General features: G+C 67.4%; 16 protein-coding genes. 9 read left to right on the forward strand and 7 right to left on the reverse strand.

Annotated elements, in window-relative coordinates; all coding sequences use genetic code 11:
• Window positions 1–15: 15 nt before the first annotated feature.
• Genes AWC18_RS08935 through AWC18_RS08945 form a run of 3 tightly spaced genes read right to left on the reverse strand, consistent with a single transcriptional unit; the run spans window position 16 to window position 3,702 of the window.
• Window positions 16–1,710 carry a nitric oxide reductase activation protein NorD gene (locus AWC18_RS08935; RefSeq protein WP_085138458.1) on the reverse strand — a complete coding sequence of 565 codons (1,695 nt, stop codon included), beginning with the start codon at window positions 1,708–1,710 and terminating at the stop codon, window positions 16–18.
• Window positions 1,707–2,528, reverse strand: coding sequence for a CbbQ/NirQ/NorQ/GpvN family protein (locus tag AWC18_RS08940; protein ID WP_085138459.1), 822 nt, complete (start codon window positions 2,526–2,528; stop codon window positions 1,707–1,709). Before AWC18_RS08940 ends, AWC18_RS08935 begins: the two co-directional genes overlap by 4 nt.
• Window positions 2,515–3,702, reverse strand: coding sequence for a spirocyclase AveC family protein (locus AWC18_RS08945; protein ID WP_085138460.1), 1,188 nt, complete (start codon window positions 3,700–3,702; stop codon window positions 2,515–2,517). The genes AWC18_RS08940 and AWC18_RS08945 overlap by 14 nt, the downstream gene beginning before the upstream one ends.
• A gap of 367 nt (window positions 3,703–4,069) precedes the next feature.
• Between AWC18_RS08945 and AWC18_RS08955 the strand changes: the two genes are divergently transcribed.
• From AWC18_RS08955 to purM, 8 genes are all read left to right on the forward strand, one after another.
• Window positions 4,070–4,672 carry a TetR/AcrR family transcriptional regulator gene (locus tag AWC18_RS08955; RefSeq protein ID WP_085138462.1) on the forward strand — a complete coding sequence of 201 codons (603 nt, stop codon included), beginning with the start codon at window positions 4,070–4,072 and terminating at the stop codon, window positions 4,670–4,672.
• 172 nt (window positions 4,673–4,844) lie between these two features.
• Complete coding sequence (locus tag AWC18_RS08960) at window positions 4,845–5,588, forward strand: SDR family NAD(P)-dependent oxidoreductase (protein WP_085138463.1); 744 nt, start codon at window positions 4,845–4,847, stop codon at window positions 5,586–5,588.
• Window positions 5,585–6,811, forward strand: coding sequence for an aromatic ring-hydroxylating dioxygenase subunit alpha (locus tag AWC18_RS08965; RefSeq protein ID WP_085138464.1), 1,227 nt, complete (start codon window positions 5,585–5,587; stop codon window positions 6,809–6,811). Before AWC18_RS08960 ends, AWC18_RS08965 begins: the two co-directional genes overlap by 4 nt.
• Entirely contained in the window at window positions 6,808–7,143 is a 336-nt protein-coding gene (locus tag AWC18_RS08970; protein ID WP_076048877.1) for a hypothetical protein, read from the forward strand. The genes AWC18_RS08965 and AWC18_RS08970 overlap by 4 nt, the downstream gene beginning before the upstream one ends.
• A 41-nt stretch (window positions 7,144–7,184) precedes the next feature.
• On the forward strand, window positions 7,185–8,030 hold the full coding sequence (locus AWC18_RS08975; RefSeq protein WP_064998166.1) for a TauD/TfdA dioxygenase family protein: 846 nt from the start codon (window positions 7,185–7,187) through the stop codon (window positions 8,028–8,030).
• Between the two features lie 52 nt (window positions 8,031–8,082).
• On the forward strand, window positions 8,083–9,228 hold the full coding sequence (locus tag AWC18_RS08980; protein WP_085138465.1) for an acyl-CoA dehydrogenase family protein: 1,146 nt from the start codon (window positions 8,083–8,085) through the stop codon (window positions 9,226–9,228).
• On the forward strand, window positions 9,225–10,454 hold the full coding sequence (locus AWC18_RS08985; protein ID WP_064998168.1) for an acyl-CoA dehydrogenase family protein: 1,230 nt from the start codon (window positions 9,225–9,227) through the stop codon (window positions 10,452–10,454). The genes AWC18_RS08980 and AWC18_RS08985 overlap by 4 nt, the downstream gene beginning before the upstream one ends.
• A 57-nt stretch (window positions 10,455–10,511) precedes the next feature.
• Window positions 10,512–11,597: a phosphoribosylformylglycinamidine cyclo-ligase gene (purM, locus tag AWC18_RS08990; RefSeq protein WP_064998169.1), complete on the forward strand. Its 1,086-nt coding sequence runs from the start codon at window positions 10,512–10,514 to the stop codon at window positions 11,595–11,597.
• A gap of 43 nt (window positions 11,598–11,640) precedes the next feature.
• Here the strand turns inward: purM and AWC18_RS08995 are convergent, their stop codons facing one another.
• Window positions 11,641–11,805, reverse strand: coding sequence for a DUF3073 domain-containing protein (locus AWC18_RS08995; protein ID WP_076048882.1), 165 nt, complete (start codon window positions 11,803–11,805; stop codon window positions 11,641–11,643).
• 136 nt (window positions 11,806–11,941) lie between these two features.
• Window positions 11,942–13,021: a CAF17-like 4Fe-4S cluster assembly/insertion protein YgfZ gene (gene ygfZ / locus AWC18_RS09000; RefSeq protein ID WP_064998170.1), complete on the reverse strand. Its 1,080-nt coding sequence runs from the start codon at window positions 13,019–13,021 to the stop codon at window positions 11,942–11,944.
• A 35-nt stretch (window positions 13,022–13,056) separates the two neighbouring features.
• Between ygfZ and AWC18_RS09005 the strand changes: the two genes are divergently transcribed.
• Entirely contained in the window at window positions 13,057–13,938 is an 882-nt protein-coding gene (locus AWC18_RS09005) for an aminodeoxychorismate lyase (RefSeq protein ID WP_064998171.1), read from the forward strand.
• A 60-nt stretch (window positions 13,939–13,998) separates the two neighbouring features.
• On the opposite strand, the gene AWC18_RS09010 is transcribed toward AWC18_RS09005, so the two are convergent.
• Window positions 13,999–14,673 (reverse strand): heme-binding beta-barrel domain-containing protein, encoded by a 675-nt coding sequence (locus AWC18_RS09010; RefSeq protein WP_064998172.1) that lies wholly within the window; start codon window positions 14,671–14,673, stop codon window positions 13,999–14,001.
• Between the two features lie 118 nt (window positions 14,674–14,791).
• Window positions 14,792–15,094 (reverse strand): DUF1416 domain-containing protein, encoded by a 303-nt coding sequence (locus AWC18_RS09015; protein ID WP_064998173.1) that lies wholly within the window; start codon window positions 15,092–15,094, stop codon window positions 14,792–14,794.
• Window position 15,095: the final 1 nt, after the last annotated feature.

A 15,095-nucleotide genomic window follows, 5' to 3' on the forward strand; every position in this document is an offset into this window, starting at 1 on the left:
TACGGACGCCGGGGTTCACCCGCGGGCCGGTTTCGGTGCGGCCAGTTCGGCCAGCGCCGACAAGAACAACTCATCCATCTGCGGGCTCAACTCGGCCAGGGTCTTGGCGCCGGCGTAGCTGGCGGAGCCGAATACGCGTCCGAGCTGATCGGACTGCGCGCTGGCACCGATAGTCAGGCACAGGCACGCGACGCCGTCTGCCCGAAGTTCCTCGAGGGCCTTGGCGGCATCGGCTTCGGCGTAGCGGCCTTCGTAGCCTTCGTCGTAGGGGAAGCCGTCGGAAAGGACGATCAGCAACCGATTCGGTGTGCCCGCCTGGGTCTTGAGAATCTCGCCTGCGCCGCGGATGCCGGCACCCAGCCGCGTGTAGCTCGACGGCGCGAGTCCGTTGAGCCGGGCTCGCCCGACGGCACTGAAACGTTGTTCGAACGTTTTGATCGCCGGCAGCTGAACCGAGTGTCGGCCCCGCGAGCGGAACGCATAGACGGCCACCCTGTCGCCGAGCTCTTCGAGTGTGACCGCGAGTGTGGCTGCCGCCCGCCGCTGATGGTCATGGACGGCCAGACCTTCGGGATCGGCATCGGTGGCGGAGCCGGAAGCATCCAACAGGATGAGAACGCCGAGATTGCGCGCCAATCTGCGGCGTTCGGTGTAGACGTGTTCCGGTGGCGAGTAGCCGGAGCGCAAGTCGACGAACAAGTCGATGAGCGCCTCGATGTCCAGTTCATCACCATCGGCGCGGCCGCGTAACACTTTGGGTCCCAAGCCGACACGTGACAAGCGTCGCCGAAGCACGTCGTCACGCACAACGCCTGCCTCGGCGACGTCGGCAGCAACCGTCAGCGGGAAGTCGATGACCCGGCACCAGTCGGGCCGATAGCGATTGTTGAAGACGTCCCACTCCGGATGCAGCGAGCCTCCTACGCCCAGCGCGGCTCCGGGCCTGTCAGCGCCGGTGAAACGGATCGGTGTCGGGAGCGGCCGGGCGTTCGGGCCGACTGCCGATGTTCGCCGGATGGACCGGACCTGCAACTCTCCGCCGGCGGCGCCGTCGCTCTGCGACCGGGAATTGCCGAGCATCTTGCGGAGGAATTCCGAGAGCGCCCGTGAATTGAACAGTGGATTGTCGAACAGTTTGAGAATCTTGCTTTCCCGAGACCGGCCGCCGGTGTCGTCGTCGTCGGCCTCGGGCAGATCGATGCCGTCGAACTCCAGCCGCAGGTCCTTATCGGTGGGCGGGGTGCCCGGCCCAGCGGGCGCTGCCAGCAGCCGAGCGGGCCTGATGACACCGAACCACACCGGGGCATCGGCGACTTCTGCTCGGCTCTTGGCCTTCTCGAGTGACTCCTCGGCGCTGGCGGTGCTGGGCTCTCCCCCCAGTCGCAGCGTGGCGGCAAGTGAAATCTGGTCGGTGAGCCCGGCAAGTACTCGCCGCCCCTCCAGTGCCAGGTAGCGGCGCGCCACCGATGGACGTGCCCGCAACGACTTCACCAGCTGCGGATCCAGGCTTCCCGCACCGAGCAGCGCGCTTTGAACCAGCATCTCCCGGCGCTGCTCGTCGATATCAGCGCCTGCCGACACGAAGACGGCGTGACCGTTGGTATGCGCGGCCTCGCCCGCCGGCGCCTCGAAGACGTCGACCGACCTGCCGGCGAGATAGCTGGCGAGGTACCGGAACCGGTCGGGGGTCTGGGGATCCGAAGCGGTCACGTCCGGGGCAGGACGGCGTCGACCAGCTCACCGAGTGCGCGGATCACGTCGGCGTCGTCGGAGAGGGCTTGGACGATGGCGGACTGGACGGCACTGCGCAGATTGAGTCCTTCGGCGACGAGGCCGCCGGCCAGGATCAGCATCCGCGTCGAGGACACTTCACGCAGCGGTGAGTTGTCGATGTTGCGGATAGTGTTGCCGAGCTTGACCAGAACACTCGCGGTCGGTACGTCGATCCCGGCCTCGTGGGCAACCACCTCCGTTTCGATCTCGGCGGGCGGGAAGCCGAGTTCGATTGCCACGAATCGTTGACGGGTCGACTCCTTGAGGTTCTTCAGCACGCTCTGGTAGCCGGGATTGTAGGAAATCACCAGCTGAAACCCAGGCGCCGCTGGCAATGTCATGCCGAGCCGATCGACCGGAAGCTCACGGCGGTGATCAGCGAGCGGATGGATGACAACGGTGGTGTCCTGACGCGCCTCGACGACCTCGTCCAGATAGAAGATGGCGCCTTCGCGCACGGCGCGAGTCAACGGCCCGTCCACCCAGACCGTTTCGCCGCCCTTGAGCAGGAATCGGCCCACCAGATCCGCCGAGGTCATGTCCTCGTGGCCTGCGACGGTGATCAGATCGCGACCGAGCCTGTGGGCCATCGCTTCGACGAATCGGGTCTTCCCGCATCCGGTGGGGCCTTTCAACAACACCGGCAGCCCGCGACCGGCCGCCGCGGAGAAGACCTCCACCTCATCGCCGACCCCGCGGTAGAACGGCGAGTCCTGCGCGGGTGGGGCCGTGGTGGGGTGACTATTTGCCGGCACGTGGTTCCTCCCCCTCAAAGGGGATGGTCTCGGGAAGTCCGACGCCCGGCGGCAGGACGAGTTCACCGTCGGTATTGATATAGCCGGAGTGCTTGGTCGGCATCGGCAGCACCGGATTCGGGCACGGTTTGTCGGTGCCGTGCCCACAGATTCCGCCGTTGAAATAGGAGCGCTTCTGGACATCCTCGGGCCACGGGTCGGCGTGCATGGCCAGCCATTGGGCCGGGCCCATGTAGAAGAAAAAGAAGCAGCCACTCACGCCGGCGAAGATCGCCAGGAACCGGGTGAACTGTTGCCGGACGGCGCCACCTCGCACCTGGTCCAGTCCCCGCTCGACGATCGTGCGACCGCGGTCGTCGGTGAAGTAGCGCAGACAGCACAGCCCCGTCTGCACAGCTCCCCACATCACTCCTTCGTAGATGGGCCACTGGTAGTACGTGCCGGCATTGATCGACACCGACCGGATGGCGCCGGGATAGGTGTACAACCCAGTCGGCAACAGGACCAGGCCTTCCATCACGAAGTCGAACACGAAGGCGATCGCATAGGTCACCAGGATCAACCGAAGATTGGTGATGTTGGGCCAGCGCGTCTTGATCTTTCGCATGATCCAACATCCGGCCATGGTGATCACCAGCACGCCGTAGGCGTAGCCCGGCACATTGGTCAGCAGCGGTTCGGCGACCTGACGGCCCGGTTCCTCGGGCGAGACCCAGCCCGGAATGTAAGGCGTCCACGAGCCCCGATTGAACAACCAGGTGTTGTAGGTGCACCAGGTGTTGAGGTAGTTCAGCAGCGGATCCTGAAAAAACATCAGGCCGATCGCCAATACCAGCATGCCGTCCAGCGTGATTCGCCGCTCGCGCCGCCACGGCCTGATGAAGAACCACCACACGGCCAGGGGCAGTGCGATCCAGAGAATCGCCGCGTTCGCGACCAGGGGTATTTTCATGTACAGCGGCGGATCGTTCGGCCCCGTGGGCACCCGCTCGAAATAGGGGCCGGTGATCCACCGGAACCACACGTACAGCTGGACAGCCAAGATGACGCCGCCGATAGCGGCCCAGATCTGGACCGGTTTCACCGCCAGCTGTGCCTGCGTGCCGAGTTCGGCTGTGCTGGGCAGCGATTCGGTGACAACGGGGTCTTTCTTCTTGTTGGACAGATCACTCATGGTCTCCGCCTCCCGGCAGTTTGGTGGGGCAGCAACTACTTACCCAGCTCGTAGGGAACCGTCTTCGGCATCTCGACGCCGGGCGGCAGGACGAGTACGCCATCGGTGTTGATGTAGCCGGAGTGTTTGCCCGGCATTGGCGGCCCAGATCCGGACGGGCTTGGCCATGGGCTGAACCTGGGCGTCGAGGGGCGGCGCCAGCGACTGCGTGGCAGAGGGCGTGTTCCCACCGCCCGACGGTCCGCTCATGACCTCCTCTTCTCAATCGTCGTAGCGCAGCACTGATCCCGTGAATATGCGGCGAACATACCAGCTGGTATCTGAGCAACCAATAGGTTTCTCAGATCCCTGTGGCACAATTCTCGGCATGGCGGAGCGGTGGACACGAGAGCGGCGGCTGGCGCACACCCGGTCGCTTCTCCTGGACGCTGCCGAGGACGTGTTTGCCGAAAAGGGTTTCACCACAGCAACTCTCGATGACATCGCGTACGCCGCCGGATACACCAAGGGCGCCATCTACAAGCACTTCGCCACCAAGGAAGACCTCTTCCTGGCGGTGAGTGACCGGTACTGGCGGCGCTATTTCGACAATTTCGCCGAGATCATGTCGTCGGCGCCGCAGGTCGGTGCCCGAGAACTGGATGAGATCGCCGAGCGGTGGCGCCAGCTGAGTCGTGACCGTGGCGCCGAGCATGCCGCGCTGGGACATGAGTTCACCCTGTATCTGTTGCGGAATCCGGAAGCGCGAGAGCGAGTGGCCGCCAAGAGGTCCGAGGTCGTCGAAGCGCTGGCCAGATTCATCGTCGAAGGCGTCGACCGGCTCGGTGGAACACTGCTCGTCGCGCCGCTCACGTTGGCCCAGGTGCTCATCGCCACCAGCGATTCCGTCGTCCTGGGAAGTCAACTCGACGACGTCGATCTCTACCGGCCTGTCGTGGAGATGTACGTGTCGGCGATCAAGCTGCCCTGACCGGACGGATGCGGCCGGCGCACATCGACTGCTTGAGGTAATGACAAGTACTTGATAACGTGCTTGTGATGCTGCGGATGCGGACAGTGCACCGCTACCCGGCAACCGTGCACTGCGAGTAGTCGACGAGTGAGGGTGAAGCGTTGGTGATGACCACGACGGTGTCGAAGCCATGACCCGGGTCGCCGTGGTGACCGGTGGCGCTTCCGGCATGGGTGAGGCCATTTGTCATGAACTGGGCCGGCGTGGCTACCGCGTCGCGGTTCTCGACGTCAACGGCCAAGCCGCGCAGCGGGTTGCCGACGACGTGCGGAGCCAGGGCGCCACCGCGCTGGGAGTCGAGGCCGACGTCACCGACCGGGCCGCGGTCGAGGAGGCGTTCGCCAAAGTGCGCAGCGAACTCGGCCCGGTCGCCGCCCTGGTCACCAGCGCGGGCGTATTCGGCTACTCGGCCTTCGCCGACATCACCCCCGAGGCCTGGGCCCGGATGATCGACGTGAACCTGACCGGCACGTTTCACTGCTGCCAGGCCGCCCTGGCGGACATGGTCGCTGCCGGGTGGGGGCGCATCGTGATGATCTCCTCATCCAGCGCCCAGCGGGGATCGCCGTTCGCCGCGCACTACGCCGCATCCAAAGGAGCGGTTATCACCCTGACCAAGTCGCTGGCTCGTGAATACGCCGCCCAAGGCATCACGGTCAACAACATCCCGCCGTCGGGTATCGAGACGCCCATGCAGCACCAGGGCCAGGCCGCCGGGTACCTGCCGCCGAACGACCAGATCGCGGCCAACATCCCGATGGGCCGGCTGGGCACCGGCGCGGACATCGCCACGGCGGTCGGGTTCTTGTGCTCGGAGGAAGCCGGTTTCATCACCGGCCAGGTGCTGGGTGTCAACGGAGGGGCGGTGTTGTGACAGAGCAATCGTCGGTGCTAGCGGGCCGGACCCCCGAGGGATCGTGGACGGAGCACTATCCGGAACTGGGCACCGGGCCGGTCTCGTTCGCCGACTCCACATCGGCAGAGTTCTTCGAACTCGAACGCGAAGCGGTGTTCAAACGCGCCTGGCTCAACATCGCCCGCATCGAGGAGGTGCCCGAACACGGCAGTTTTGCCACCAAGGAGATCGAAGTGGCCGGGGCCTCCGTGCTTCTCGTCCACACCGACGGGGGAATCCGCGCCTTCCACAACGTCTGTCCGCGCTGCGGAACCAAGCTGGTCTGGCAAGACTTCCCGGATCGCGAGACCGCCGGACAGGCAGAGGCGATCATCTGCAAGCGTTGCCGCCGACCGCATGAATTCGACGGCGCCGACACACCGGCGGTGCACTGCGACATCTGGAACGGATTCGTCTTCGTCAACTTAGACACCGAGCCGCGCCAGAGCCTGCGGGAGTTTCTCGGGCCGATGATCACCGGTCTCGACGGCTACCCGTTCGAGAAGCTGACCGAGCGCTACGACTGGGTGGCACACAACAACAGCAATTGGAAGATCTTCGCCGACGCCTTCCAGGAGTACTACCACGTTCCGGCACTGCACTCCCAGCAGGTGCCCGCACGGGTGCGGGTGCCCGGTGCCGGATTCACCTGCGGCCACTTCCAGCTCGACGGCCCGCACCGCCTGGTCTCGACCGCCGGCCGGCGCCGCTGGCTGTTGCCCCCGGAGTACATGTACCCGATCGAGCGGGCCACCCGCAGCGGGCTGGTCGGGCCCTGGGAGACCCCTGACATCGGTGAGCTGCCGACCGGGCTGAATCCGGGCGGCATCGAACCGTGGGGGATCAGCAACTTCCAGATCTTCCCCAACACCGAGATCCTCATCTACGGCGGCTGGTATCTGCTCTACCGGTACTGGCCCACCTCGCACAACACCCACCGGTTCGAGGCCCACACCTACTTTCATCCAGCACGCACCGTGCGCGAGCGCATCGAGCACGAGGTGGCGTCGGTGGTGCTCAAGGAATTCGCGCTGCAAGACGCCGGGATGCTCGGCGGCACCCAGGCGGCACTCGAATACGGCATCGTCGACGACTTTCCGCTCAACGATCAGGAGATCTTGGTGCGCCACCTGCACAAGGTGGTCGGGGCCTGGGTGGACGACTACCGGCGTGAGCGAGCCGGCGCGGGAGCTGTGCAATGACCGCCGCGCGGCTGCCGAGCGCCTTCGCTGAGCTTGAGCGATTCGCCGAAACCTGGTGCTTGCCAACCGAAACCGAACGATTCCAGCAGCGGCTGGACAGCACCATCGGCGAGCTGCGGGAGTTCTACGATGCCTTCTTCCCGCGGTTGGAGGAAGCGATCGACTACTGCGACAAGTTCGCGCTGGACGAGCTTCCCGAAGACGCGCTTAACCTGCTGCACCTGATCTATTCGCTGGTGATGGTGGCGATGGCGGTGGAGATCATGGGCCAGCCCGCGCCCGTCGATGCCGCCGACGCCGTCATGACCCGCACAGGCTGGCCCATTCCCTAGCGGTCACCGGCGCGAAAACCCTTGTCAGAAAGGACAGGCCGATGAGTCTGCTCACCATCAACAAGCTGACGTCCTCGGTCGGCGCCGAGGTCCTCGGCGTCGATCCGGAGCTGCTGGCCACCGACGAGGGCCTCGGCGCCGCGGTGCTTGAGGCGTTGGAGGACAACGGTGTCCTGGTTTTCCGCGGCCTGAACATCGACCCGCGCGCCCAGGTCGCATTCTGCGGGCGCCTCGGCAGTGTCGACTACTCCGCAGACGGCCACCACGAGGTCTCAGGTATCTACCCGGTCACGCTCAACCGGTCCAAGAACTCCTCGGCGAGCTATCTGCGCGCCACCTTCGACTGGCATATCGACGGGTGCACGCCGACCGGCGACGAATACCCGCAGAAAGCCACCGTGCTCTCGGCGGTGCAGGTGGCCGAGCGGGGCGGCGAGACGGAATTCGCCAGCTCGTATGCCGCCTACGACCTGCTCACCGACGACGAGAAGCGGCGCTATGGCGCGCTGCGTGTCGTCCACTCCCTGGAGGCCTCCCAGCGCCGCGTCACCCCCGATCCGTCCCCGGAAGAGCTGGCGCGCTGGCGGGCCCGACCGACCCACGAACATCCTCTGGTGTGGACGCACCGCAATGGGCGCCGATCGCTGGTGCTGGGCGCCTCCGCCGACTACGTCGTCGGAATGGATCTCGACGAGGGCCGCGCGCTGTTGGACGAACTGCTCGCGCGCGCCACACAGCCCGCGCAGGTTTATCGTCACCACTGGTCGGTGGGCGACACAGTCATCTGGGACAACCGCGGCGTACTGCACCGGGCCGCGCCCTATGATCCCGATTCTCCCCGGGAGATGCTGCGCACCACCGTGTACGGTGACGAGCCCATCCGGTGACCGCTCAGGTGAAGCCGAACACCAACACCGTTGGCGTTCAAGAGGAGACGAGATGACCGATCTGTCAGCGGAAAGCGAGCTTTTCGTCACCACGGCGCGGGCGTTCCTGGACAAGACCGCTGCACTGAGCGACTACCGCAAGCTGCACGCACAGGGAGACTCCTACGACGCGACATGGTGGCACCAGGCCGCCGATCTCGGCTGGGCCGGCCTGCTGGTGCCCGAGGAACTCGGCGGCGGCAGCGTTTCGGGCTGCGGCCTGCGCGATCTGGCCGCCATCGCCACCGAGATCGGACGTACCGTGGCGCCCGGGCCGCTGTACCCGGTGAGCACGGTGCTGGCCGGCCTCGTCGACGCCGACAACCGGGACGCTCATGCAGCGACCATCGAGGCACTGACCGCGGGTGAGACGGTGGCGACCTGGGCCCCCGACGAACCCGGCCGGGGCTTTCGCCCTCACCAGCCGGGCCTGACCGCGACCAGCGTCCCGGGGGGTGGGTACCGGCTCAACGGCGTCAAAGATCGGGTGGAGGCCGGCGACCGGGCCGACCTGGTGCTGATCGGGGCGCGCACCGACGAGGGTGCCGTGCGCCAGTTCCTGGTCCGCACCGACGCCGCCGGAGTGCGCGTGACGCCGCAGTCCGGCATCGACCTGGTGAAGCAGTACGCACGCATCGAATTCAGCGACACCGAAGTCGACGCGTCTGCGGTTGTCGGCACCGCGGCGCAGACCGGCGCACTCATCGATCGTCAGACCCAGGTCGGGATCGTGCTGGTGTGCGCCGAAACGGCCGGAATCCTGGACGCCGTCATGGCCATGACCGTCGCGTGGGCACGCGACCGTTACAGCTTCGGCCGGCCGCTGGCGTCCTACCAGGCGATCAAACACCGGCTCGCCGACATGACCATGTGGCTGCACGCCTGCCGTGCGATCACCGCCGGCGCCGTGGACAAGGTGGCCGCGCGCGACCTCGACGCCGCCATGTGGGCCGGCGCGGCCAAGTCCTATCTCGGTGAACATGCCGGCCGGCTCATTCAGGAGTGCGTGCAACTGCACGGCGGGATCGGCGTCACCTGGGAACACGACCTGCACCTGTATCTACGCCGAGCCACCCTGTACCGGAACCTGCTCGGCACACCCGCCGAGCACCACCAGGCCATCTATGCCGCCGCCAGCAGCACGGAGCCCGCCGCATGAACGACATCACCGTGGACGAATTCGCCGCGTCGGCACGTGACTGGCTGGCCGCCAACATGCCGCGCCTTGACCCGCAGCGCCCCCCTCGCAACGGACGCGACGACGAGGGCGCCTGGCAACGCGCACGCGAACTGCAGCGGCGGCTGTACGAGGGCGGCTTCGCCGGTATCTGCTTCCCCCGCGAGTACGGCGGTCTCGGCCTGGACCTGCGCTATCAAAAGGCCTTCGACGTCGAGTCCGCCGGCTACGAGATGCCGCTGATCCTCAACGTCCCGACCTTCACCATCTGCTGCGCCACGCTGCTCGACACCGGCAGTGAGGACCAGAAGCGCCGCCACATCAGCGCTGCGCTGCGCGGCGACGAGGTCTTGGTGCAACTGCTCTCGGAGCCCAGCGGTGGATCCGATCTGGCCGGTCTGATCACCCGTGCCGACCGCGACGGCGACGACTGGGTGGTCAGCGGGGCCAAGACGTGGAGCACCAGTGCGTTCGCCGCCGACTTCGGGCTGTTGTTGGCCCGCACCGATGCGACGGTGCCCAAGCATGACGGGCTGACGATGTTCCTGGTCCCGATCGACGCGCCAGGCGTCACGTTGCGCCGCATCGAGCAGGTCGACGGCTCCAACGAGTTCTGCGAAGAGTTCTTCGACGGGTTGCGACTCGGGCCCGGCACCGTGGTGGGGGAGGTCAACAAGGGCTGGGACGTCGCGTCGCGGCTGCTCTACCACGAGCGGCGGGCGGTGGGGCAGGGGTCGGAGTTCGCCAGCGGACGCGGCCCCGAACGTACCGAGATGGCCGCCGCCGACTTTTTGACCCTGGCGCGTGACGCCGGCACCGCGGACGACCCACTGACCCAAGACCAGATCGGGCGGGTGCTGGCGCGGCGCATGGTGCGCGACAAGCTCATCGACTACGCCGGGCGTGGCATGCGCAGCGGTGAACTTCCCCCCGCGGCGGCCTCGATCATCCGGCTGTTCCACTCCGATGTGACCTACCTGGAGGTCGACACCGCGATGGCGGTGGCCGGTCCGTTGGCGGTGGTGGACGACGAGGCGCAGCTGCTCAGCAAGGGTCGGCGGTACCTGTCGCGGCAGACCGTGGGGCTCGGCGGAGGCAGCGACGAGATGGCGCGCAATGTGATCGCCGAACGAGTGTTGGGCCTGCCCCGTGAGTACGCCGCCGACCGTGGCGTGCCGTTCAATCAGGTGCGCCACAACCGGCTCTGACCCCAGAACGTCGAGCGCGATACCGTCCGCAGTCTGCGACCGGTAGCCTTTAGCGCGATGACCTCAGCAGAATCAAGCTCCCAGGGCGTTACCTACGCATCGGCCGGAGTGGACATCGACGCCGGTGACCGCGCCGTCGAACTGTTCAAGCCCCTGGCCGCCAAGGCCACCAGGCCGGAGGTGCGGGGTGGCCTCGGCGGCTTCGCCGGCCTGTTCGCCCTGCGCAACGACTACCGCGAGCCGCTGCTGGCGTCCTCCACCGACGGCGTCGGCACCAAGCTGGCGATCGCCCAGGCGCTGGACAAACACGACACCGTCGGCATCGACCTGGTGGCCATGGTCGTCGACGACCTGGTGGTGTGTGGTGCCGAGCCCCTGTTCCTGCAGGACTACATCGCCGTCGGCCGCACCGTGCCAGAACGCGTCGCCGCGATCGTCTCCGGGATCGCCGAGGGGTGTGTCCAGGCCGGCTGCGCCCTGCTGGGCGGGGAGACAGCCGAACACCCCGGGCTGATGGAGCCGGATCACTACGACATCTCCGCGACCGGCGTCGGCGTGGTCGAGGCCGACGATGTGCTCGGCCCGGACCGGGTCCGTCCCGGCGACGTGCTGATCGCCATGGGGTCCTCCGGCCTGCACTCCAACGGCTACTCGTTGGCGCGGGCGGTGCTGTTGGACATCGATCGAATGAACCTGGCCGGCCACGTGGAGGAGTTCGGCCGCACCCTGGGCGAGGAACTGCTGGAGCCCACGCGCATCTACGCCAAAGACTGCCTGGCGCTGGCCGCAGAGACTCAGGTACGGACTTTCTGCCACGTGACGGGCGGCGGCCTGGCGGGCAACCTGGCCCGCGTCATCCCCGACGGGCTGGTCGCCGAGGTGGACCGTGGCACCTGGACGCCGGCCCCGGTGTTCGCGATGATCGCTCAGCGCGGACGCGTGAGTCGCGCCGAGATGGAGAAGACGTTCAACCTGGGCGTGGGAATGGTTGCCGTCGTCGCGCCGGAGGACACCGACCGCGCGCTGGCAATCCTGACGGCTCGCCACGTCGACTGCTGGCCGCTCGGCACAGTTGCCAAGCCGGGGAAGGACGCGGAACCGGGAGATGGGGCCAGGCTCGTCGGGGAGCACCCGAGGTTCTAGACCCTATCGGGTCTGCCGAGCTCTAGCTGGTCCGGACCGGCGCTCAACGACGCCAGTCGTCGTCGTTCCAGGAGTCGTCACCATCGGAGTCTTTGACATCAGCCCCCGCCAGCTCACGTTGGAGCTGGGAGAAATCGGTCGACGGTGAGCTGTACTTCAGCTCGCGTGCAACCTTGGTCTGCTTCGCCTTAGCCCGGCCGCGGCCCATGGGGGGACCCCCTCGCGCAATAACGGAGCGGCCCAACGAGCAGGCGGCTCCGATCTGAATGTGTTTATTGTCCTGCCGACAGCTTACCGTGCCGATCGCAGAGCTGCCGACCTGCCCTGCGCTGGTGTGACAACGATCAAAGCCGACCCCGCAGCCGGTCGACGGCGAGGCGACCCGCGCCCGGCGCATCCGGCGGTGGCATCGATTCCGGGTCGATCACCGCGCTGACCTCGGATTCGGGGCCGGTCAGCAGCGGGGTGTCGGCGGGGAGTCCGCGCTTGAGCAGCGCCAGCGCGATCGGACCGAGCTCGAAATGATCCACCACCGTGCCGAGGCGGCCCACGGCGCGTCCGCCCGAAGTGACCGGGTCCCCGGTCGAGGGCCGGTCCACGGATCCGTCCAGGTGCAGCAGCACCAGCATCCGGGGCGGTTTGCCCAGGTTATGCACCCGGGCTACGGTCTCCTGCCCGCTGTAGCACCCTTTGTCCAGGTGTACGGCGCCGACACCGGGCCCGCCGATCCAATTCAGCTCGTGCGGAATGCTGCGCTCGTCGGTGTCCACGCCCAGCCGCGGCCGACGCGCCGCCACCCGGTTGGCTTCGTAGGCCCACACCCCGGCGGGGCGCACCCCGGCCTGGGCCAGTCGGCGCTGCCAATGACTCTTCTCACCGCGCGGCACCAGCACTTCCAGCGTGTCCTGGCCGGGGGTACGACGAACGAAGCCCCCGGAATCTCCGAGCGGCTGCGCCGAAGCACCGGGCGGTTCGACCAGCCCCAGCTCAGCGAGGACGGCCGGGCCGTCCCGCTCGGGACCCAGCAGTGACAGCACCGCCAGATCCGTGGGCTCGATCCGCACGTCGGCCCAGAACACCATCTTGCGCAGGTGATCGGCCAGCGGCTCACCACGCCACGGCTCGGTGTCGAGGTAGGTCTGCCCGCGCAGCTCGGTCTGGATCCAGTGATTCTGGACGTGGCCCTTGGCGTCCAGGGTCAGGTTCTCGGTGCTGGCGCCGTCGGGCAGTTCGGCGACGTGCTGGGTGCACAACGAGTGCAGCCACGTCCCGCGCTCCGCGCCGCTCAGCGCGAGCACCGGCCGGTGCGACCGATCCACCAGCACCGCCGCGGTCTCCGCGCTGCGCTGTTCGCCGAACGGGTCGCCGTAGTGCCAGACAGCGCCCGCATCGGGGCCGGAATCGGGTGCGGGGACGGCGGACACGGGTCAACTCTACGGAGCCGCTACGCTCACGGTCCATGGCAGCGCAGGCCGATGCACAAGACAGTGTCGTGACCGTCGTCACCGTGGGTGGCGGGCCGGTGGCGGCGGGTTCACCGCTGCTGCACGCCGACGACTTGGCGGCGCTGCGCGGCGACGGGGTCTTCGAGACCCTGCTGGTGCGCGACGGCACCGCCTGCCTGCTCGACGCTCACCTGCGGCGGCTGGCTCGCTCCGCCGAGCTGATGGACCTGCCCGCCCCGAACCTGGACGACTGGCGCCGTGCCGTCGACGAGGCGGTGCAGCAGTGGGCCGGCACGGGCGAGGGCTCCCTGCGGATGATCTACAGCCGGGGCCGGGAGAGCGGCTCTGCGGCTGATCCTGCGCCGACCGCCTACGTTCTGCTGACCCCGCTGCCGGAACGCATCGCAGACGTCCGCCGGGACGGCGTGGCGGTGGTGACGTTGGACCGTGGCCTGTCGGCGCAGGGGCTGGAGCTGCCGTGGCTGCTGGCCGGCGCCAAGACGCTGTCCTACGCGGTGAACATGGCGGCGCTGCGGTACGCCGCGACACAGGGCGCCGACGACGTCATCTTCATCAGCTCCGACGGTTACGTCTTGGAGGGTCCGCGCTCCACGGTGGTGCTGGCCGAGCCCGGACGGCTCATCACCCCGCCGCTGTCGCATCCGATCCTGCGCGGCACCACGGCCGAGGCGCTGTTCGAGGTGGCTCGCGGAGCCGGCTATGAATGCGAATACGCCCCGTTGCGGCCGGCGGATCTCGCTGCGGCGCAAGATCTCTGGTTGGTTTCCAGCATCACCCTGGCCGCGCGGGTGCACACCTTGGACGGCCGGCCACTACACCCGCGGCTGTCGGCGGAGGAGTTCGCCGGGCTGGTCGACACCGCAATCGGGCACTGACGCTGGGTCACCGCGCACAAGAGCGAGAAGCTGCGCGCGCAGGGCACAGTCAACGCACCATCAGCCGATGAAGCGTGACAGTCGCGCCGACAGGTGCGGCACCAGCTCACCGTCGGCATTCACCCGCTCCTCGACGTAGGCCAGATCGCCGCCCTCGACGATCCCGTAAAGCCGTTTGGCTCCACCGATCAGCGCCCCCGATTTGCTGCGGGCCAGTGCGTCGGTGACCAGCTCCCACGACGCCGGGCCGTGCGGGCGCCCGTAGAACAGCTCCACGTAGCCCACAGAGTGCGCCAGCAACAGTTCGATGGCCTGAGACTCGTCCGGGTCGTCGGGGTCGTTCACGAACCGCCAGAAGCCGGTTTCACGCAGGGCCTGCTCACTGGACTCGTCGTCGGAGATCCGCCAGGAGCGCGCCTCCCAGTTCAGGTAGTCGCCACCGTCGTGGGACACCACGATCTGCTGACCGAACCGGTGGTCACCGTGCGCGCTGTGACCCACGCCTTCGCCACGCCACACCCCGACCAAGGGCAGCAGCGCCAGCAGGGCGTCGTGCAGATTGGCGCCCTCGCGCAGGTTGGCGGTATCGGGGAACGGCAGGTCGTCAAAGGCCGGGATGTTGCGTGCCGCAGTCTGCTTGGCACGCTCAGCGGCGGCGGCTACCGCGCGGTCGCCGGAACCCCGGACGACCTGGCGCTCGCCGCCGTCGGCCGTGCCGCCGTCGGAAGCACTCACATCTCGTCGGTGATCAACCGATACAGCGTGTACAGCGCGAACCAGGTGATCAGGCCAGTCGCCGCCACCAGCATCAACTCGAAGAACAACACCACGGGGGAGAGTCTATCGCGAGTCGTCAGGCGACTTTGATGTCGACCTCGTGGATGCCCGCCCCGGCGGGGGTCACCACGGCGTCACCATTGCCGGCCGAGGACAGGGCACGAACCTTCCAGGCACCCGGAGCCGCGAAGAACCGGAAGTCACCGGTGGCCGAGGCGACGACCTCAGCGGTGAACTCGTCCGAGGAGTCGAGCAGCCGGACGAAGGCGCCACCGACGGACGCGCCGTTGCTGTCGACCACGCGGCCGGTGATCACGGTCTCCTTCTCCAGGTCCACGTTGGCAGGCAGGGCCAGTCCTTGCTTGGGTCCAGAGCACATA

The organism is Mycolicibacter nonchromogenicus, from assembly GCF_002101775.1.
GTDB lineage: Bacteria > Actinomycetota > Actinomycetes > Mycobacteriales > Mycobacteriaceae > Mycobacterium > Mycobacterium nonchromogenicum.